Origin of the sequence: Marinobacter sp. MBR-99 (assembly GCF_040547575.1) — a bacterium.
Lineage (GTDB): Bacteria > Pseudomonadota > Gammaproteobacteria > Pseudomonadales > Oleiphilaceae > Marinobacter.
This window is the reverse complement of sequence record NZ_JBEPPY010000006.1, coordinates 19,521-38,430: the sequence shown is the minus strand read 5'-3', so window position 1 is coordinate 38,430 and position 18,910 is coordinate 19,521. Positions and strand designations below refer to the sequence as shown.

At 58.6% G+C, this 18,910-nt stretch carries 18 protein-coding genes; 12 read left to right on the top strand and 6 right to left on the bottom strand.

Going from position 1 to position 18,910, the window contains the following annotated elements; genetic code table 11:
* Positions 1-15 precede the first annotated feature (15 nt).
* The 8 genes from mutL to ABIE59_RS06545 all read left to right on the top strand — a co-directional run bounded on the left by mutL (position 16) and on the right by ABIE59_RS06545 (position 9,516).
* Complete coding sequence (gene mutL, locus ABIE59_RS06580) at positions 16-1,908, top strand: DNA mismatch repair endonuclease MutL (RefSeq protein WP_354445394.1); 1,893 nt, start codon at positions 16-18, stop codon at positions 1,906-1,908.
* A 7-nt stretch (positions 1,909-1,915) separates the two neighbouring features.
* Positions 1,916-2,962, top strand: a complete 1,047-nt coding sequence (gene miaA / locus ABIE59_RS06575; protein WP_354445392.1) for a tRNA (adenosine(37)-N6)-dimethylallyltransferase MiaA — start codon at positions 1,916-1,918, stop codon at positions 2,960-2,962.
* 34 nt (positions 2,963-2,996) lie between these two features.
* A complete protein-coding gene (gene hfq, locus ABIE59_RS06570; RefSeq protein WP_058092070.1) occupies positions 2,997-3,248 on the top strand; it encodes an RNA chaperone Hfq in 252 nt (83 codons plus the stop codon).
* A 95-nt stretch (positions 3,249-3,343) separates the two neighbouring features.
* Positions 3,344-4,636, top strand: coding sequence for a ribosome rescue GTPase HflX (gene hflX, locus ABIE59_RS06565; RefSeq protein WP_354445389.1), 1,293 nt, complete (start codon positions 3,344-3,346; stop codon positions 4,634-4,636).
* A gap of 84 nt (positions 4,637-4,720) precedes the next feature.
* A complete protein-coding gene (gene hflK, locus ABIE59_RS06560; protein WP_354445387.1) occupies positions 4,721-5,911 on the top strand; it encodes an FtsH protease activity modulator HflK in 1,191 nt (396 codons plus the stop codon).
* A 3-nt stretch (positions 5,912-5,914) separates the two neighbouring features.
* Positions 5,915-6,790 (top strand): protease modulator HflC, encoded by an 876-nt coding sequence (gene hflC / locus ABIE59_RS06555; protein ID WP_354445385.1) that lies wholly within the window; start codon positions 5,915-5,917, stop codon positions 6,788-6,790.
* A 174-nt stretch (positions 6,791-6,964) separates the two neighbouring features.
* A complete protein-coding gene (locus tag ABIE59_RS06550) occupies positions 6,965-8,146 on the top strand; it encodes an ATP phosphoribosyltransferase regulatory subunit (protein WP_354445383.1) in 1,182 nt (393 codons plus the stop codon).
* A 74-nt stretch (positions 8,147-8,220) separates the two neighbouring features.
* On the top strand, positions 8,221-9,516 hold the full coding sequence (locus ABIE59_RS06545; protein ID WP_354445381.1) for an adenylosuccinate synthase: 1,296 nt from the start codon (positions 8,221-8,223) through the stop codon (positions 9,514-9,516).
* A 69-nt stretch (positions 9,517-9,585) separates the two neighbouring features.
* Here ABIE59_RS06545 and cmoB read toward each other — a convergent pair whose 3' ends face one another.
* From cmoB to ABIE59_RS06520, 5 genes are read right to left on the bottom strand one after another with little or no spacing between them, the layout of a single operon-like run.
* On the bottom strand, positions 9,586-10,578 hold the full coding sequence (gene cmoB / locus ABIE59_RS06540; protein ID WP_354445379.1) for a tRNA 5-methoxyuridine(34)/uridine 5-oxyacetic acid(34) synthase CmoB: 993 nt from the start codon (positions 10,576-10,578) through the stop codon (positions 9,586-9,588).
* A 21-nt stretch (positions 10,579-10,599) separates the two neighbouring features.
* Positions 10,600-11,358: a carboxy-S-adenosyl-L-methionine synthase CmoA gene (cmoA, locus tag ABIE59_RS06535; RefSeq protein WP_354445377.1), complete on the bottom strand. Its 759-nt coding sequence runs from the start codon at positions 11,356-11,358 to the stop codon at positions 10,600-10,602.
* Complete coding sequence (locus ABIE59_RS06530) at positions 11,351-11,716, bottom strand: PA3694 family proteiin (protein ID WP_354445375.1); 366 nt, start codon at positions 11,714-11,716, stop codon at positions 11,351-11,353. Before ABIE59_RS06530 ends, cmoA begins: the two co-directional genes overlap by 8 nt.
* A gap of 21 nt (positions 11,717-11,737) precedes the next feature.
* Positions 11,738-12,757: a serine/threonine protein kinase gene (locus ABIE59_RS06525; protein ID WP_354445373.1), complete on the bottom strand. Its 1,020-nt coding sequence runs from the start codon at positions 12,755-12,757 to the stop codon at positions 11,738-11,740.
* Positions 12,758-12,762: 5 nt separating this feature from the next.
* On the bottom strand, positions 12,763-13,185 hold the full coding sequence (locus ABIE59_RS06520; protein ID WP_354445371.1) for a hypothetical protein: 423 nt from the start codon (positions 13,183-13,185) through the stop codon (positions 12,763-12,765).
* 125 nt (positions 13,186-13,310) lie between these two features.
* Between ABIE59_RS06520 and ABIE59_RS06515 the strand changes: the two genes are divergently transcribed.
* A complete protein-coding gene (locus tag ABIE59_RS06515) occupies positions 13,311-14,429 on the top strand; it encodes an NAD(P)/FAD-dependent oxidoreductase (protein ID WP_354445369.1) in 1,119 nt (372 codons plus the stop codon).
* Positions 14,430-14,629: 200 nt separating this feature from the next.
* Here ABIE59_RS06515 and ABIE59_RS06510 read toward each other — a convergent pair whose 3' ends face one another.
* On the bottom strand, positions 14,630-15,358 hold the full coding sequence (locus ABIE59_RS06510; RefSeq protein ID WP_354445367.1) for a ComFC family protein: 729 nt from the start codon (positions 15,356-15,358) through the stop codon (positions 14,630-14,632).
* 51 nt (positions 15,359-15,409) lie between these two features.
* On the opposite strand from ABIE59_RS06510, the gene bioB reads away from it, so the two are divergent.
* The 3 genes from bioB to bioC all read left to right on the top strand — a co-directional run bounded on the left by bioB (position 15,410) and on the right by bioC (position 18,673).
* Positions 15,410-16,468, top strand: coding sequence for a biotin synthase BioB (bioB, locus tag ABIE59_RS06505; protein ID WP_354445365.1), 1,059 nt, complete (start codon positions 15,410-15,412; stop codon positions 16,466-16,468).
* A 193-nt stretch (positions 16,469-16,661) separates the two neighbouring features.
* Positions 16,662-17,849, top strand: a complete 1,188-nt coding sequence (gene bioF / locus ABIE59_RS06500) for an 8-amino-7-oxononanoate synthase (protein WP_354445363.1) — start codon at positions 16,662-16,664, stop codon at positions 17,847-17,849.
* Positions 17,846-18,673, top strand: a complete 828-nt coding sequence (gene bioC / locus ABIE59_RS06495; protein WP_354445361.1) for a malonyl-ACP O-methyltransferase BioC — start codon at positions 17,846-17,848, stop codon at positions 18,671-18,673. Before bioF ends, bioC begins: the two co-directional genes overlap by 4 nt.
* Positions 18,674-18,910 lie beyond the last annotated feature (237 nt).

The following is an 18,910-nucleotide window of genomic DNA, read 5'->3' as shown; positions in this document are numbered from 1 at the left end:
AGGTAGTTCCCGGATATGCCCCACATTCAGTTGCTATCACCCCGGCTCGCCAACCAGATTGCTGCGGGCGAGGTGGTGGAGCGGCCTGCGTCCGTCGTCAAAGAGTTAGTGGAAAACGCACTGGATGCAGGTGCCAGCCGGGTTGATATTGAAGTGGAGCAGGGTGGCGTCAAGCTGATCCGGGTGCGTGATGATGGCTCGGGTATTGACGAAGCCGACCTGCCGCTGGCCCTGAGCCGCCACGCCACCAGTAAAATCCTGACCCTCGATGATCTGGAAGCTGTGGGTACCCTGGGCTTTCGTGGTGAAGCCCTGGCCAGTATCAGTTCAGTCTCGCGCCTGGCGCTCACGTCCCGTACCGAAGCACAGGAAGCCGCTGCCCGCGTGGAAGTGGAAGGCCGGGATATGGATGCCCGTATTTCTCCGGCCGCGCACCCCGTGGGAACCACCGTTGAAGTCCGCGACCTGTTCTTCAACACGCCAGCCCGGCGCAAGTTCCTGCGAACGGAAAAAACCGAATTCAATCATGTGGAAGAGTGTATTCGCCGGCAGGCCCTGAGCCGTTTTGATGCCGGCTTTACCCTGCGCCACAACCAGCGTGTGGTGCAGAGCCTTCGGCCAGCAGAGTCGGAGGTCGACAAGGAGCGGCGGATTGGTTCGCTGTGCGGGCAGCAGTTCATAGACAACGCCGTTATCATCGACGCGGAAGCGACGGGCCTGCGGCTCTGGGGCTGGGTGGCATTGCCCACCTTCTCGCGCAGCCAGGCGGACCTGCAGTACTTCTTCGTGAATGGCCGGGTCATTCGGGATAAGCTGGTCGCCCATGCGGTGCGACAGGCCTACCGGGATGTGCTTTACAACAACCGCCACCCTGCCTTTGTGCTCTATCTGGAAGTGGACCCCGCCACCGTCGATGTCAACGTGCACCCCACCAAGCACGAGGTCCGGTTCCGGGATGGTCGGTTGGTCCATGATTTTATCTTCCGCACCCTGCACCGGGCCCTGGCTGATGTTCGCCCGGATGATCATCTGCGAGGTGCGGTCGCTCAGTCTTTTGGGCGCGAGCCAGAGGCAGCTGTTGCCAACCCCGCCGGTAATCCAGTTGGGACGGGGGCATCTCTCCCGGATCAGGCGCCGCCTGTAGCTGCTTATGCCACCGGGAGCGGTGTCAGTGGTGGGGCGGCTTCCCAGCCGCAGCAGGAATGGAAGGCCAGTGACCAGATGGCGTTCTATCAATCCCTGAATGAGGGTGGAGGTGTTGCTTCCCGGTCCGACTATGCCCGTCAACAGGTCGCCGTCACACCGCCGCAGGACACCGATGAAGAACCTCCCCTTGGGTACGCGATCGCCCAGTTGCATGGCATCTATATCCTGGCCCAGAGCCGGTCCGGCCTTATTGTGGTCGACATGCACGCAGCACATGAGCGCATCACCTACGAGCGCATGAAAAACGCCCTGGCCGAACAGGATCTGAAAAGTCAGCCCCTGCTGGTGCCGTTGTCACTGGCGGTAAGCCAGAAAGAGGCAGCGCTGGCGGAAACTCACGGTGAGGAGTTGCAACACCTGGGGCTGCAAATCGAACGAATCGGCCCGGAGACCCTGGCCGTGCGGCAAATCCCTGCGCTGCTGCGGGGCGCCGACACCGAACAACTGGTCCGGGACGTGCTGGCGGATCTGATTGAGCACGGGCAGAGCGACCGGGTAGAAGCCGTCACTCACGAATTGCTGGGCACTATGGCCTGCCATGGTTCTGTTCGGGCAAACCGGCAACTCACCATTCCCGAAATGAACTCGCTGTTACGTGACATGGAAGCCACCGAGCGAAGCGGCCAATGCAATCACGGCCGCCCCACCTGGACTCTGGTCACGCTGTCAGAACTCGACAAACTGTTCCTGAGGGGGCGTTAGTCACTCCATGTCGGACACTGAGCGCCAACCGGGGCATGCGCTACCGCCGGCTATCTTTCTGATGGGGCCGACGGCTTCCGGCAAAACCGATATGGCCATCGCCCTCTGTGACATGCTCCCATGTGACATCATCAGTGTCGATTCCGCGATGATTTACCGGGGTATGGATATTGGTACCGCAAAACCTGATGCCGAAGAACTGGCCAGAGCACCTCATCGCCTGATCGACATCTGTGATCCTGCCGAGAGCTATTCCGCTGCGGATTTCCGCCGTGATGCGCTTGCCGAGATGGCAGATATCACCCGCCGCGGCCGCATCCCGTTGTTGGTTGGCGGAACCATGATGTATTTCAAGGCATTGTTGCACGGTATGTCCGACTTGCCCTCCGCTAACCCGGAGTTGCGGGCGCGCATCGAGCAGGAGGCGGCAGAGCACGGTTGGGAGTACCTGCACCGGGAACTGACAAGCCTTGATCCCGTTGCCGCCGGGCTAATCCACCCAAATAACCGCCAGCGGCTGATGCGGGCACTGGAAGTTATTCGCCTGACGGGCAGACCCATTTCTGAAATCTGGCAGGCGCAATCGGGAACTTCTGAACAGGAGGTGGTGTCAGGTATTGAGGATTACACGTATTTTACCCGTTGGCAGGCAGACGAAACCCCGAGCCTGCCGTATACTGTTTTCCAGTTTGCCTTGGCTCCAGCCGAGCGTTCTGAGCTTCATCAGCGTATAGGGCTTCGTTTTCAGGCTATGCTTAAGGCAGGGTTTCTGGACGAAGTCCGTGCACTGATGAAGCGGGGTGATCTCAGTCCTGACATGCCTTCGATGCGTTGCGTTGGCTATCGGCAGGCGTGGGATTACCTGACGGGTAGCTGTGATTACCAGACTTTCGTCGACAAGGGCGTGGCCGCCACCCGACAACTGGCAAAGCGGCAGCTGACCTGGTTGCGAAAATGGCCGAATGTTCACTGGCTGAACGCCGGTGATCCGCAAGTGGTGGTTAATGCCTTGAAAAAAAGCGGCCTTGGCACCACATTTAAATCAGAAAAATGACGATCTGCACTTACTTATAAACAGGAGAACTCACATGTCAAAAGGGCATTCTTTACAAGACCCTTACCTCAATGCATTGCGCAAGGAACGCATTCCGGTTTCCATCTTTCTGGTCAACGGCATTAAGCTGCAGGGCCAGATCGAATCCTTTGACCAGTTTGTTATTCTGCTGAAGAACACTGTCAGCCAGATGGTCTACAAGCATGCGATTTCCACTGTGGTCCCTGCTCGCAATGTGCGCCTTCCGCCGCAGAACCCGGCAGGTGAAGGTGAGTCTGAAGACTGATCTTTCCGGAGTTTCCGGTTTCTACACCCGCGTTCCAGGACAGCCCGAGAGCTCGAATGGCCGCGGGTGTTTGTTTTTATGGAGTTTAACCTATCTTGTTTGAGCGTCCTGACGTTGGAGAACGGGCGGTTCTCGTTCACATAGAATTCACCGCCCACGATGATACTGAAGACCCCGGTGAGTTTCGGGAACTGGTGACCTCCGCCGGCGTTGAGCCGGTGATGATGGTGACAGGCTCCCGCAAGCAGCCCAACCCCCGGCTTTTTGTTGGCGAAGGCAAGCTTGACGAAATCCGCGATGCCGTTGCCGCCAGCGAGGCGGACGTGGTGCTTTTCAACCATGCCCTCAGGCCCAGTCAGGAGCGCAACATCGAGCGGGAGCTCAAGTGTCGGGTGCTGGACCGTACCGGCGTCATCCTGGACATTTTCGCCCAGAGAGCCCGTACCCATGAAGGTAAGCTCCAGGTGGAGCTGGCCCAGTTGGAGCACATGTCGACCCGGCTGGTTCGGGGCTGGACCCACCTTGAACGCCAGAAAGGCGGTATCGGCCTGCGAGGGCCGGGTGAAACCCAGCTTGAAACCGATCGCCGGTTACTCAGGGAGCGGATAAAGTCCATTCACAAACGGCTTGAGAAGGTCCGTAAACAGCGCGACCAGGGCCGCCGTGCCCGCAAGCGGGCAGACATTCCGACCCTGTCGCTGGTGGGCTACACCAACGCGGGCAAATCCACGTTATTCAACCGAATCACCACCGCCAGCGTATATGCTGCTGATCAGTTGTTTGCAACACTGGACCCGACCTTGCGTCGTCTGGAACTTCCGGATATTGGCCCGGTCGTAGTGGCGGATACGGTCGGTTTCATCCGGCATTTGCCCCACAAACTGGTAGAGGCTTTTCGCGCAACGCTGGAAGAAACCACGCAGGCAACCCTCCTGCTGCACGTGATTGATTGTCACGACGAGCGTCGTGATGACAACATGGAACAGGTGGAGAGTGTGCTGGCAGAGATCGGTGCGGACGAAATTCCCGTCCTGCAAGTGTTCAACAAGATTGATCTGCTGGATGGTTTTGAGCCCAGGATAGATCGGAACGAGGAGGGTGTGCCCGTCCGGGCTTGGGTGTCTGCAGTAACGGGCCAGGGGCTCGACCTACTGTTCGATGCCCTGGTTGAGCGGCTGGCTGAGGACGTGGTACACCATTTTGTGCTGCTGGGGCCTGCCGATGGCAAGCTCCGGGCTCTGCTGCATGAGGCAGGGTCTGTACTGAGTGAAGAGCACCGGGAGACTGGTGATACGGTGCTGGAGGTGAGGTTGCAGAACCGGGACTGGATGCAGTTGTTGAGCCGGGCTGGGGTCAGGGAAGAGACGCTCAGGCTGGAACTTCGATAAGTCCGAGAGCCGCAGGCTATTGCCGGGGCGCTGATAAATCCCTAGTATTTGCAGCCATTCGATAATACATGAACGGAGATAACTATGGCCTGGAATGAACCGGGTGGAAACCGTAACGATAACGATCCCTGGGGAACCGGGGGCGGTCGTCGCGGCAATGATCAGGGGCCACCAGACCTGGACGAGGCGCTGAAAAAGGGCCTTGAAAAGCTGAACAGGATGCTGGGTGGTAAAGGTGGTAACTCAGGTAATTCCGGCGGTAGCAGCTCCGGTGGCAGTGCGGGTGGCTTCGGTGCCGTGATTGCGCTGGCAGCCATCCTGGCGCTTGGCTATGTCGTCTTTCAGTCGTTCTACACCGTAGACGAGCAGGAACGCGCCGTGGTGCTTCGTTTTGGTGAGTACAGTACAACCGAGAACCCCGGCTTGAGATTCAAGGTGCCGTTGATTGATCGGGTCTACAAGGTTGGTGTAACCAACGTACGTACAGCCCAGTCCAGCGGACAGATGCTGACCATGGACGAAAACCTGGTGACGGTTGATCTGCAGGTTCAGTACCGGGTAGGCAATGCCCGTGACTACGTTCTCAACGTCAGGGATTCCAACGAAGCCCTGTCGTTTGCCACCGACAGTGCTCTGCGTCACGAAGTCGGTAGCTCTACGCTGGATGAGGTTCTGACCGAAGGTCGTGCTGAACTGGCTATTCGCGTAGAGCAGCGCCTGCAGAGCTTCCTCCGTGAATACGGTGCAGGTCTCGAAGTCGTTCGTGTCAACGTTGAAAGCACTCAGCCGCCCTCAGCGGTGCAGGACGCCTTCCGTGAAGTTCAGCGTGCCCGGGAAGACGAGCAGCGCCTGAAGGAAGAAGCGGAAACCTATCGCAACCGGATCGTGCCGGAAGCTCGTGGTCAGGCCCAGCGCCTGATTGAAGAGGCCAACGCCTATCTGGAAGAAGTGGTTGAACGCGCCCGTGGTGAGAGCTCCCGTTTCACCCAGTTGCTGGAAGTGTATGAAATTGCACCGACGGTTACCCGTGAGCGCATGTACATCCAGGCAGTGGAGCAGGTGCTGGCGAACAGCAGCAAGATCTTCATCGATACCGAGAGCAGCGGCAACATGATGTATCTGCCTCTCGATCGTCTGATGCAGGGCACTGGTGGCTCATCCGGCAGTTCCCGCTCATCCGGTAGCGGTAACCAGGCCGATATCGGTACCCTGGCTGACCAGGTGCTTCAGGAACTGCGCACGCGTCAGGACACAAACATTCGGAGGAGCAGATAAGTTATGGGACCCAAAGCTGTTGTGGGCCTTGCAGGCGCTCTGATTGTTGTCCTGCTTGTGCTGTCAAGTGTTTACATCATTCCTGAAACCCATCGCGGCGTAAAACTGCGGTTTGGTGAGCTGGTTCAGACCGATATCCCGGCTGGTCTGCACTTCAAGGTGCCAGTGATTGATCAGATCCGCGAGTTTGATATCCGTGTGTTGACCATGGATCTTCCATCCCGGCAGTACCTCACGGTGGAAAAGAAACCGCTGGATGTAAACTCCTATGTGGCCTGGCGCATTCGCAACGTGGATCAGTTTTACCGTTCCACCGGTGGCGATGAATTCCGCGCCCGCTCGCTGATTTTGTCTCGGGTTGATAATGGCCTGCGGGATGAGTTCGGTGTGCGGACCATGCATGAGGTGGTATCTGGCCAACGGGATCAGTTGATGCACACGCTTCGTGATCGGGTGAATTCCAATGTGGTCGGCGAATTTGGTATCGAGATCCTGGACATTCGGGTGAAGGCCATCGAACTGCCGGGGCAGGTGAGTGAAAACGTATACCGCCGCATGGCCGCCGAACGCCAGAAGCTGGCCCAGGAATTCCGCTCCCGGGGCCAGGAGCTGGCTGAGGGTATCCGCGCTGACGCCGATCGTCAGCAGACGGTCATCCTTGCGACAGCTTTCGCGGAAGCCGAAGAGACCCGAGGCGCCGGTGATCGCCAGGCTGCCCAGATCTACGCAGATGCTTACGGTTCCAATGAGGAATTCTACAGCTTCTACCGTAGCTTGCAGGCTTATCAGAGAACTTTCTCCGGTAAAGATGACATCATGGTGATCGATTCCGACAGCGCATTCATGCGCTTCCTTAAGGATCCGATGGGCGCCAACTAATCGGCCCTGAAGATCAAAAAACCGGAATACCTCGGTATTCCGGTTTTTTTGTGTCTGCCAACGGTGTAGAATTTCGCCGGTTTTGCTTCGGGTTTTTCATCCCCTGGCATCCTAAATCCTGAGTCATTCCCCCGGAGTGTTTGCCGGCGCGGGAAAAACGGACAACAGAATCTCATGACTGTATCTGATCGCTGGTTGCTGCCTGACGGGGTGGAAGACATTTTGCCGCCGCTGGCCGGACAGATCGAATCCCTGCGACGGGATGTAATGGATACTTGCCAACGCTGGGGTTACCAGCTGGTTATTCCGCCGCTTATTGAATACCTCGAATCCCTTTTCACTGGCACTGGTCACGATCTGGAGTTGCAGACGTTCAAGCTTACCGACCAGTTGACCGGCCGCATGATGGGCGTGCGCGCAGATATGACGCCGCAGGCCGCACGCATTGATGCCCATACCCTGGGCCAGGAAGGCATCACCCGTCTGTGTTACGCCGGGCACGTGCTTCACACTCGCCCGCGTCATATGCTGACCGGCCGAACGCCGATTCAGGCCGGCTGCGAGTTGTTTGGCAGCGCCTCGGAAGCCGCCGATCTTGAGGTTATCAGCCTGATGCTGGAAGCGCTCCGGGTTGCCGGCCTGCGTCGTGTGCATATGGATCTGGCCCATGTATCCATATACGAGAGCCTGATCACCGACGCAGGTTTTGACCGGGACACCGAGGCTGCCGTTTTCGATGCCATGGCACGCAAATCCGTGCCGGAGCTGGACAGGCTTCTGGGTGATTGCCCCGCAGGCTCAGGCGGTGCGCGCCTTCGGGAGCTTGCCCGGGTTAACGGCGGAGTGGAGGCACTCGCCGAAGCCCGTGCAATCCTCAGTGGTGCCTCGACTGCCCTGGATGCTGCGCTCGACCAATTGGGCCGGGTGGCAGAGATGCTGGCCCGGGACTTCCCGGAGGTCAGCCTCGGTTTCGATTTCTGCGAACTGCGTGGTTACAACTATCACACCGGGCTGGTGTTCGCAGCCTATGTGCCAGGGCATGGTGATGCGGTAGGTAAAGGCGGTCGCTACGATGCCATCGGCAGCGATTTTGGCCGGGCTCGCCCCGCTACAGGGTTCAGTCTCGATATCCGCGCTCTGGTATCGCTGGGGGAGCGTCCGGCGAAAAGATCTGGTGCCATCTGGGCGCCTGCGGACTCGGATCCAACTCTCGAAGGTGTTATCTCCGGTCTTAGAATGACGGAAACCGTGGTACGGGCCTTGCCCGATGACACTGACACCAATCCAGCCGAGCGTGGTTGTGATCGTCAGTTGGTCAAGAAGGATGGTAAGTGGGTTGTCGAGGCACTGGCCTGAATCGCCAGGTGTCGGTTTAACTGGATAAATGTGCAGGACTTGAGCCTTCGGCTCGTCTGAATTGAGAGAGAATCATGGGTAAAAACGTTGTTGTGCTGGGCACCCAATGGGGTGATGAAGGCAAGGGCAAGATTGTTGACCTGCTGACAGACAAAGTAGCTGCGGTGGTGCGCTTTCAGGGTGGCCATAATGCCGGACACACACTGGTGATCGAGGGCAAGAAAACAGCGCTGCACCTGATTCCCTCCGGTATCCTGAGGAAAAATGTTCAGTGCCTGATCGGCAACGGTGTGGTGCTTTCTCCCGAAGCGCTGCTTAAGGAAGTCCGTGAACTTGAGGCTAATGGCGTGGCCGTGCGTGATCGCCTGAAGATCAGCCTGGCCTGCCCGATCATACTGCGTACCCATGTGCGTATTGACCAGGCACGCGAGCGCGCCAAGGGTAACGACAAGATTGGCACCACTGGCCGTGGTATTGGCCCTGCCTACGAAGACAAGGTGTCACGCCGCGGCGTACGTCTGGGCGACCTGTGTAACCTGGCAGACTTTGAAGTGAAGCTGCGGGAAATCATGTCTTACCACAACTTCGTGCTGACCGAGTATTTCAAGGAAGAGGCGGAAGATATTGACGCTGCCCTGGCCGAACTGAAGCAGATGGGCGAGGAAGTCCTGCCCATGTCTGCGGATGTCACCGATATTCTGCACGACTACCGCAAGCGTGGTGAAAACATCCTTTTTGAGGGTGCTCAAGGTTCGTTGCTGGATATCGACCTGGGTACCTATCCATACGTTACTTCGTCCAACACCACCGCTGGCGGCACCGCCACCGGCTCCGGATTTGGCCCAATGTTCCTCGACTATGTGCTGGGCATTACCAAGGCCTACACCACCCGTGTTGGCTCTGGTCCTTTCCCGACGGAGCTTTTTGACGATATGGGCCAACACCTGGCGGTAAAAGGTAACGAAGTCGGCACCACTACTGGCCGCGCCCGCCGCTGTGGCTGGTTTGATGCGGTGGCCCTGCGCCACGCCATTCAGATCAACAGTGTGTCTGGTATCTGCCTGACCAAGCTGGATGTACTGGATGGTCTGGAGACCGTGAAAGTATGCGTTGGCTACAAGACGCCGCATGGCGAGATTACCCGTCCGCCGATTGGTTGCGACAGCTACAAGGATATTGAGCCGGTGTATGAGGAGCTACCGGGCTGGAGCGAGAGCACGGTTGGCCTGACCACCGTGGACCAGTTGCCGGAAAACGCCAAGGCCTATATCCGCTTCCTGGAGGAGCAGATTGAAGCTCCGATCGATATTATCTCCACTGGCCCAGACCGGGTGGAGACCATTACTCTGCGCCATCCGTTCGGAGAGTAAGCTCGAAGAACAAAAAAACCGCCTTTGGCTGTCACGCCTCAGGCGGTTTTTTTATGTTCGGGTATTACGTCAGGGCTTCTCGGCGATGATGGTTGCGCGCTTGGGGCCCGGATAGCCTTCGATGGTTTTGCTCGAATCGTTCGGGTCGAGAAAATCGGCCAGCGAGTTGAAACGCATCCAGTCCGTCTGCCGTTGTTCCTCGGTGGTGGTGTCGCTGACATCCACCACCCGCGCATTGCGGAACCCGGTCCTGTCCAGCCAGCGTAAGAGGGTGGGACAGCTGGGCAGGAACCAGACATTGCGCATCTGGCCGTAGCGGTCTTCCGGCATCAGGCTGAATCCTTCCGGGCCATCCACTACCAAGGTTTCCAGTACCAGTTCGCCGCCTTGACGGAGGGTGCCCTTGAGCTCAAGGAGATGGTCCAGCGGTGACCGACGGTGGTAAAGAACGCCCATGGAGAAGGTTGTGTCGAACAACTGCAGGTTGTCCGGTAGATCCTCCATGCGCACCGGCAGCAGATCCACCGGCACCTCGCCCAGGTAACCTTTGACGGCCAGAAACTGGAACATGAACAACAGGCCCGGGTCGATACCCACAACTCGCCCGGCGCCAGCCCCCGCCATACGCCAGCAGTGGTAGCCGGAGCCGCAGCCAACGTCGAGAATGGTTCTACCACTCAGGTCTGACAGGTGGGGAGCAACCCGGTCCCACTTCCAGTCTGAACGCCATTCGGTGTCGATTTGGGTGCCGAAGAAATTGAACGGGCCTTTGCGCCAGGGCATCAGGCCCCGCAGGCCTTGCTCGAGACCGGCGCTTTGTTCCGGAGTCAGTGGTTCGGTTGAAGACAGGGTGACGGCGGACCGGTTCAGGTCGCCGGCGGCGCCCGGCACCTCCGGCAACAGATCCAGTGCGCCCTGCCAGCGGGGCAGGTCGCCGTGGGGGTTGTCTTCAAACCGGGCAATCAGTTGGCGGGTGAGCCGCTCTGCCCAGGGCCCATGCCCGGAATGTTGCAGGGAATCGATGAACGGGAGAAAGTGCGCTCGCCAGTCGAAAGGTGCCATGGGTTCTTTGGTGTCCTGGTGTCAGCGGTTTTTGAGGGCCAGTATGGAAACAAAGTTGAAGCACTGGTACCACACCAGTACCTGATCAAAGCCGGCCCGCATGAGGCGCTCACGATGTACGGCCAGGGTTTCCGGTATCAGTACCTTTTCGATCGCGGTACGCTTCTGGCTGATTTCCAGGTCGGAGTAGCCGTTGGCTCGCTTGAACTCATGGTGCAGGCGGGTCTGGATATCCTGCTCGGTTTCCGATTCAAAGCGGATTTTTTCTGACAGAATCAGCACGCCTCCCGGCAGTGTTGCGTCGGCAATTCGGGTAAGCAGGGCCAGCCGATGCTCCGGCGGTACGAATTGCAGGGTAAAGTTCAAGGTAGTTACCGAAGCCCGGCTCAGTTCCGTCTCCAGAATGTCTTCGCAGCGCAGGGTAACCGGTAGTTCTTGGTCATCCTGTGCGATGTAATGCTCGCAACGCTCGATCATGGCGCTGGAATTGTCGACACCGACGAGTGTGCAGTCCGGGTGAGTAATACCGTGGCGCATGGCCAGAGTGGAAGCACCCAGGGAGCAACCCAGGTCATAGCAGTGGGAACCCGGTTGCACGTATTGCTCGGTGATTACCTCGATCATCGGGATGATGGTGGTGTAACCGGGCACCGAGCGGCGAATCATGTCGGGAAACACTCGGGCCACCGAGGCGTCAAACCGAAAATCCTCCGGATTGCGTTCGGTGGCGAACAGGCGGTCGGTCAACTGTTCCGGTGCTCTGGATTTGCCGTCAGTCATCGCTTTGCTCATGGACACGGGAAGCTGGGTCGACGTCGGTCGGCGACGGCCGCTGGCAGCGCACGCCTCGATTCTTGTAATCCACCAGAATGCCTCTGAATGACGGGTCAACGTCGGCGGCGATAGCCAGGTACCCGTTTTCGCAGACCGCATGCAATTCTGACGATTTACGCGACATCCGGAAACTCTCACCGGGCTGGATATGAATGGCCTTGAAATCGCCGACCGGCACATGGTCCTTGTGCTCGGTATGGTCAATACGACCGGTGGCTTCTAGCACCAGTACAGTGCCGATGATGGCGACTATACCGGTGACAATAAGGCTGCGGACGGTATAACGGGCTTCGTTATCGCTCATGGGTACCTCGTGTCAGTAAGATCAGAATTGGCCGGGCAGGCTGATGGCAGGTTCTTGCAGGGCGGCCAGTTGTTCTCGCAGGGCCAGAATCTGGTCTGACCAGAATCTGGGCTGGGCAAACCAGGGGAAGAACCGGGGAAAGGCGGGGTCTTCCCAGCGTCGTGCCAGCCAGGCGCAGTGGGCGACCTGCCGATAGCAGCGTAAAGGTTCAATCAGGTGTCGCTCCCTACGATTGAATTCCCGAAACATCTCATAACCTTCAATCAACTCGCCGAGCTGGGCACCCCGTTCGGAGGCTTCGCCATTAAGCAGCAACCACATGTCTTGCACGGCTGGCCCCGTGCGGCAGTCATCCAGGTCCACAAACAGCATGAACTCGTCACGGCACAGAATGTTCCCGGCATGGCAGTCACCGTGAATGCGCAGGGTATCAACCTCTCCTGCGTCTGCCATTCGCTGGCGGCAGCCGGCAATCAGATCCGGAATCAGGCTGTCCCAGGCCGGGCGCAGGTCGTTCGGCACCCAGCCACCATTGATCAGCAACGCATTGTGCTCTTCCAGCCCCTGGATCAGGTCAAATCCCGGCCGGTGCCTGAAAGGTTTCAGCGCTCCCAGATTGTGGATCTGTCCCAGCCACTGGCCCAGTCGGTAAAGCGTGTCTGTTACGCTGGTATCCGGTGCCTGCCCGCCTCGTTGTGGGAACGCGGCAAACATAAAGGACTGATGCCGGCCCAGGGTATCGCCCCCGGGCATAACCAGCGGTGCGACCACCGGTATGTCAGCCTGCTGCAGTTCCAGTGAAAATTCGTGCTCCTCCCGTATGGCCGATTCGCACCAGCGTCCCGGGCGGTAGAACTTGGCAATCACTGGCGGGCCGTCGTCCAGTCCGATCTGGTAAACCCGATTCTCGTAGCTGTTCAGGGCAAACAGTCGGCCGCTAACGGCAAAGCCTGCTTCTTCGAGCGCGTCCAGAATCACTTCCGGTGTAAGGGTGTCGTAGGGGTGCGTTGACGTTGTCAGTTCGGAAGGCTCATGTTGCATAGAGTTCAGAAGGCCGTGTTGTATCGGGATTTCATGGATTGCAGATGGTACCAGTTTTCGTCCAGTTCCCAGCGAACACGGTTTACGCCCGAGGCTGCCAGAACAATATCACCGGCCCTGGCCTGAACCTGCGCTAACTCACGTTCCGCTCTCTGCCAGTCCCGGTGGGTGTCCGCCAGATGGCGCATGTTCGGGAAAACCGCAGACAGCGCCTGCTGAGTCGAGACCGAATGGGAGCGCAGCGAGCTGATCACCGCGGTATCCCCTTCCACCCGAAGCACCCTGTGCTGGTACGGGTAACTGGCCACGGTTCTATCGGCCATCAATTGATCGTTCAGGCTGATAACCTCAAAACCTCGCCAGCCAATCCAGCTAACGAACAGCGCGGCAACCACCATAACGGTAATGAACTGCTTCCTGTCTGACATAATCTTTGCTCCGTGCATCCTGAACCCCAGAGGTCAAAGTATAACGGTTCTGCGGGTAGAGGTAATGCAGTCCGCGGCTATCTGCGGTAATTTCCTTGTTTGATATCGATAAATGGTCAGTCATTGTGAGTGAAGAACGTTTTAGCGTACAGACCGTGGTTATCGGTGCCGGCGTGGTTGGCCTGGCCACCGCAAGGCAGCTGGCCCGGTCTGGCCGGGAAGTGTTGGTGCTGGAGGCGGCTTCCCGCTTTGGTGAGGGCATCTCATCCCGCAACAGCGAGGTCATTCACGCCGGAATTTACTATCCGCACGGTTCCCTGAAAGCCCGGTGTTGCGTGCGGGGCCGTGAATTACTGTATGACTACTGCGCCGGCCGCAAGGTTGGCAATCGCAAATGCGGCAAGTGGATCATTGCAGCGGACTCTTTCCAGGCAGAACGGCTTGCCAGCATTCGGGCACAGGCGGCGGGCAATGGCGTTGAGTTGCAGCTTCACGACGGCGCAGACATCACCCGAGGCATTCCCGCCATCAACGCCCGGGCCGGTCTCTGGTCCCCGGAAACCGGAATTATCGACAGCCACGGCCTGATGTTGTCGCTACTGGGGGAGCTGGAAGACGCGGGTGGGCAGCTGGTGTTAAACAGCCCGGTGCTGGCCGCTGAATCCGACGGCCGGCGGCATACCCTGACCCTGGATGGCAACCAGCGAGTGGTGCTCGAGGCTTCCGAAGTCATCAACGCCGCCGGTTTGTGCGCCCCCCGGCTTGCCCAACAGTGGCAAGGGCTACCCGAAGCCGCACGCCCGGAACAATGGCTGGCCAGGGGTGTTTATTTCAGCTATGCCGGCAAACACCCCTTCAACACCCTGATCTACCCTTTACCCGAACCGGGCGGACTGGGCGTCCACCTCACCCTGGATCTCGCCAACCAGGCCCGTTTTGGTCCTGATGTGGAATGGATTACCGAGGAAGACTACTCGGTGAATCCCGACCGAGTTCACGCCTTCGCCGAAGGCATCCGGCAATGGTGGCCAGGCCTCGAAGCTGACCGGCTTCAGCCAGCCTACGCGGGTATTCGCCCGAAGCTTACGGGCCCCGATGGCGATTTCTTCGACTTCCGCATAGACGGCCCGGAAAAACACGGACTGCCCGGCCTGGTTAACCTGTTCGGAATTGAGTCTCCGGGGTTAACGTCCTGCCTGGCAATAGCCGAAGAGGTGAAACTGCTATTAGACGGCCAAAAGTAGGGTGTAGGGGAGAGCTGCATTTGGTGGTCGGGGAAGCCAGCACAGCCGTTAGTGCAGCGGTGAGGTCGCCCTTTCCGGGACTATAAAGGGCCATGGATGGCCCGTCCTAAGCGAGCAGGATGCCTTGAGCGTGTCCCGGAAAGGGCGACCTCATCGCTGCTGGCACCAGACAAAGGTCCCCGACCAGTTTCCCGGACCTCCTAGCCAGGAGTCCGAGCCAAAGCCCAAACCTGAATGTCGACAGCCCCCGCTTCCCTCAAAGCAGAGGCAAGAACCCTGACCGTCGCCCCCGTGGTCACCACATCATCAACAATCGCCACCCGCTCCGGCACAGCCCCCCGAACTTCAAACACGCCACGCAGATTCTGTAACCGCCCGGCCCGATTCAGGCTGCGTTGAGCCTTCACCCGCCGCGCCCGGCGCACCAATCCGGCGGCTACCGGAATATCCAGCCGGGCGCCCACAAACTCGGCAATGTCCTGGGCCTGGTTAAAGCCCCGTTGCCAGCGCCTGAGCCAGTGCATTGGGGAGGGAATCAGCGCATCCGGTCTCTGCTCTGGCTCAACGTTCTGTTCCAGAAATTGGGCTAAACCGGTTAACAGCGGGCGAGCAAACTTGCGTTGGCCCTGATATTTGTAACGACCGATCATGCCGTCAACCGGATACTGGTAGCGCCAGGGAATCAGTGAACGTGAGAAGGGCGGGGGCAGTGTCTGGCATTCGCCGCACCGCATACCCGGTGTGGCAAAAGCCAAGGGCAGGGCGCAACCGTAGCAATACCAGCGATTGACAGGAAGATCTGCCCGGCAGCCTTGGCACAGGCCCTGGAATGCGGCGGGTGACAGGCAGGTGACACAGTGGCCACCATTCCTTGCGCTGTTAACCTTTCGTTCAATGAAGGTTGACAGGTGGTTCAGTCCGTTTATCATCTCGGTTCATCCGTAAACCAAAAACCTTGCGAAGGTTAACAGGACTTTGCCATGACCGCCACAGCACTGCGTCACGACTGGACACTTCAGGAAGCCCGCGATCTCTTCAATCTGCCTTTCAACGATTTGCTGTTCCGGGCCCAGACCGTGCACCGTGAGCACTTTGACCCGAACGAAGTGCAGGTCAGCACCCTGTTATCCATCAAGACCGGTGCCTGTCCGGAAGACTGCAAGTATTGCCCCCAGAGTGGTCATTACAACACCGGGCTGGAGAAGGAAAAGCTGCTGGAAATCGAGAAGGTGGTGGCTGAAGCCCGGGCGGCAAAAGAGAAGGGCGCGTCCCGGTTCTGCATGGGGGCGGCCTGGCGTAGTCCGTCCAAAAAGGACATGCCTTATGTTCTGGATATGGTGAAGCAGGTGAAATCCCTCGGCATGGAAACCTGTATGACCCTGGGCATGCTGAAGGAAGAAGAGGCTCAGGAGTTGGCCGAGGCCGGTCTGGATTACTACAACCACAACCTGGATACCTCCGAGAAGTATTACAACCACATCATCACCACCCGCACCTACCAGGACCGTCTGGATACCCTGGATAACGTGCGCAAGGCGGGCATGAAAGTCTGCTGTGGCGGCATCATGGGTATGGGCGAAGACGAAGATGACCGGGTTGGTTTGCTGGTTCAGCTGGCGAATCTGCCGCAGCACCCGGAGAGTGTGCCAGTGAATATGCTGGTGAAGGTAAAGGGTACACCGCTGGAAAATGTCGAAGACCTGGAGCCGTTTGATTTCATCCGGATGATTGCGGTGGCGCGGATTATGATGCCGGCGTCTCATGTTCGGTTGTCTGCGGGTCGGGAGCAGATGAATGAGCAGATGCAGTCGTTGTGTTTTTTGGCGGGTGCCAACTCCATTTTCTATGGCGAGAAGTTGCTGACCACGTCCAACCCGGAGGCTGACGCAGACATGCAGTTGTTCCGCAAGCTGGGGATTCGGCCGGAGCAGCGGGAGCAGTGTGCGACCGAGGAGCAGGAGACTGAGGCGTTGGCCGAGGCAGTGGAGTATGAGGCTACTCGGCATATGTTTTATGACGCTACTCGGGAGTCTGCCTGACTTTCTCGTCCGAGCTTTCTGGCTTGGGAGCGGGGTGAAGGCCGGGGAGCCCTTTCCGGGACACGCTTGAAACGTCCCTGTGCGCTTAGGACGGGCCATCCATGGCCCTTTATAGTCCCGGAAAGGGCTCCCCGACCTTCACCATTAAACACTGTGCTGGCCTCTTGGCTTTATAGCTGACCTTTGGTGATTTATGCGTGACTTTGCTTTGGAGATTGAACAGCGCAAACGAGACGGTTTGTACCGGTCCCGTCGCCTGGTTTCCGGGCCGCAGAAGCCGGAGCTGGTGGCGGACGGGGCGGAGCTGTTGTCGTTCTGTAGCAACGATTATCTTGGGCTGGCTAATCACCCAGGCAATGTTGCCGCGCTGCGGGACGCGTTGTCAGAGACCGGGTTGGGGGGTGCGGCTTCGCACCTGGTGTGTGGTCACCATGATGCCCATCATCAGCTGGAGCAGCGGCTGGCGGCGTTTACCCGGCGCAGTTCGGCGTTGTTTTTTTCCACCGGTTACATGGCGAACATGGGTGTGATTTCGGCGTTGGCAGGGCGTGGGGATACGATTTTTTCTGACCGTTTGAATCATGCGTCGATTATTGATGGCTGCATTCTCAGCCGGGCTCGGGTTCGGCGTTATGGGCACGGGGATGTCGCAGCCTTGGAGCGGATGCTGGCTGAGACGTCGGGGCACAAGCTGGTGGTGACCGATGGTGTGTTCAGTATGGACGGTGATATCGCGCCGCTGAAGGAACTTGCCCGGGTGTGTAAGGCCCACGATGCCCTGCTGGTGGTGGATGATGCCCATGGTATCGGCGTGCTTGGTCCCCAGGGGCGGGGCAGTGTGCTGGAGGCCGGGTTGTCGGAGGATGAGGTGCCGGTTTTGATTGGTACTCTTGGCAAGGCGGTGGGCACCAGTGGTGCGTTTGTGGCCGGGCCGGAGGTACTGATGGATTATCTGGTGCAGAAGGCCCGAACTTACATCTACACCACCGCCATGCCGCCGGCGGTGGCACTGGCAAGCTGTGCCAGTATTGATCTGATTGAGCAGGATGATGCTCGCCGCTCCCATTTGCGTGGACTGATTGCGCGGTTCCGTTCCGGGGCGCGGCAGTTGGGCTATCAACTGATGCCATCGCACACCCCCATCCAGCCTATTATGGTGGGGGATAACCATGCCGCTTTGACACTGAGCCGGGCACTGGAGGAGCAGGGTATACTGGTTACCGCCATTCGCCCGCCCACGGTGCCGGAAGGCGAAGCCCGGTTGCGGGTAACCCTGAGCGCCGCGCATTCTGAAGAACAGCTTGATCGGTTGTTGCAAGCGTTGGCCCAGTGCCATTCCCTGTTACCGGAGCGGGCCGCTCAGGAGTCTGTTGCGGTATGAGCGCCTACAGCGATCTGACGGCAATAACCCGTGCCGAAGGCGGAACCGGCAGTAAAGCCTGCATTGCCCGGGGGTTCGGTAACGCCAGCCAGACCTACGATAGCGCCTCCCGCCTGCAAAAAGCCATGGGCGACACCATGCTCGCCCACCTACCGGAGAACCTGAAGCCGGCAACTATCCTGGATCTCGGCTGTGGTACCGGCTGGTTCACCCGCAAACTGGCAAGCCAATACCCTAACGCCGCCATTACCGGTGCAGACCTGGCCCCCGGCATGTTGCAACAGGCCAAAGCCAGCAGCTCCGAGACCATCCGCTGGCTCAACGCAGACGCCGAACAGCTCCCGCTGCCAGACAACAGCACTGGCCTGATCTTCAGCAACCTGATGATCCAATGGAGCACCCGCCCGGAACTCGTCCTGGCCGAATGCCAGAGAATCCTCAAGCCCGGCGGCATCCTCGCCATCTCCACTTTACTGGAGGGTACCCTCGAAGAGCTCAAGCAAGCCTGGGCCTATGCCGACCCCGGCCAGCCCCACGTTAACCGTTTTACCCACCATACGGACTGGAAGCGATTAACTGGCCAGCAACTCCCTGGTTCCACCCTGGACGCGGCAACCCTGGCTTTGCCCTATGATTCCCCCATGGCCCTGAACCGGGAACTCAAACACCTCGGCGCGATGTTCAAAGGCGAAGAACGCCGAAGGACCATCACCGCCCCGGGACGATTCAAGGCGATGTGTGCTGCATATCCAAAACAAGGTAATGGCGAGATCATTGCCAGTTATCACGCTGGCTGGCTGTACTGGACTAAAACCTCTCGTTAGAAAGAAATGACACGGAACAAGATTAAGACGGCCAATACAAAAGTTTGAGGAGAGTGTGCGGGTACGGCTTTCCGGGACTATCTTTCGCCAGGGATGGCGAAAGCTAAGCGCACATGGGTGAGGCAAGCGTTTATGAAGCAAAGCTTCATGCGCAGCCGAACGACAGCAATCTTTGATTGCTGGCCGGGCCCCGTAGGGGTCTTGAGCGTGTCCCGGAAAGCCGTACCCGCACACTCG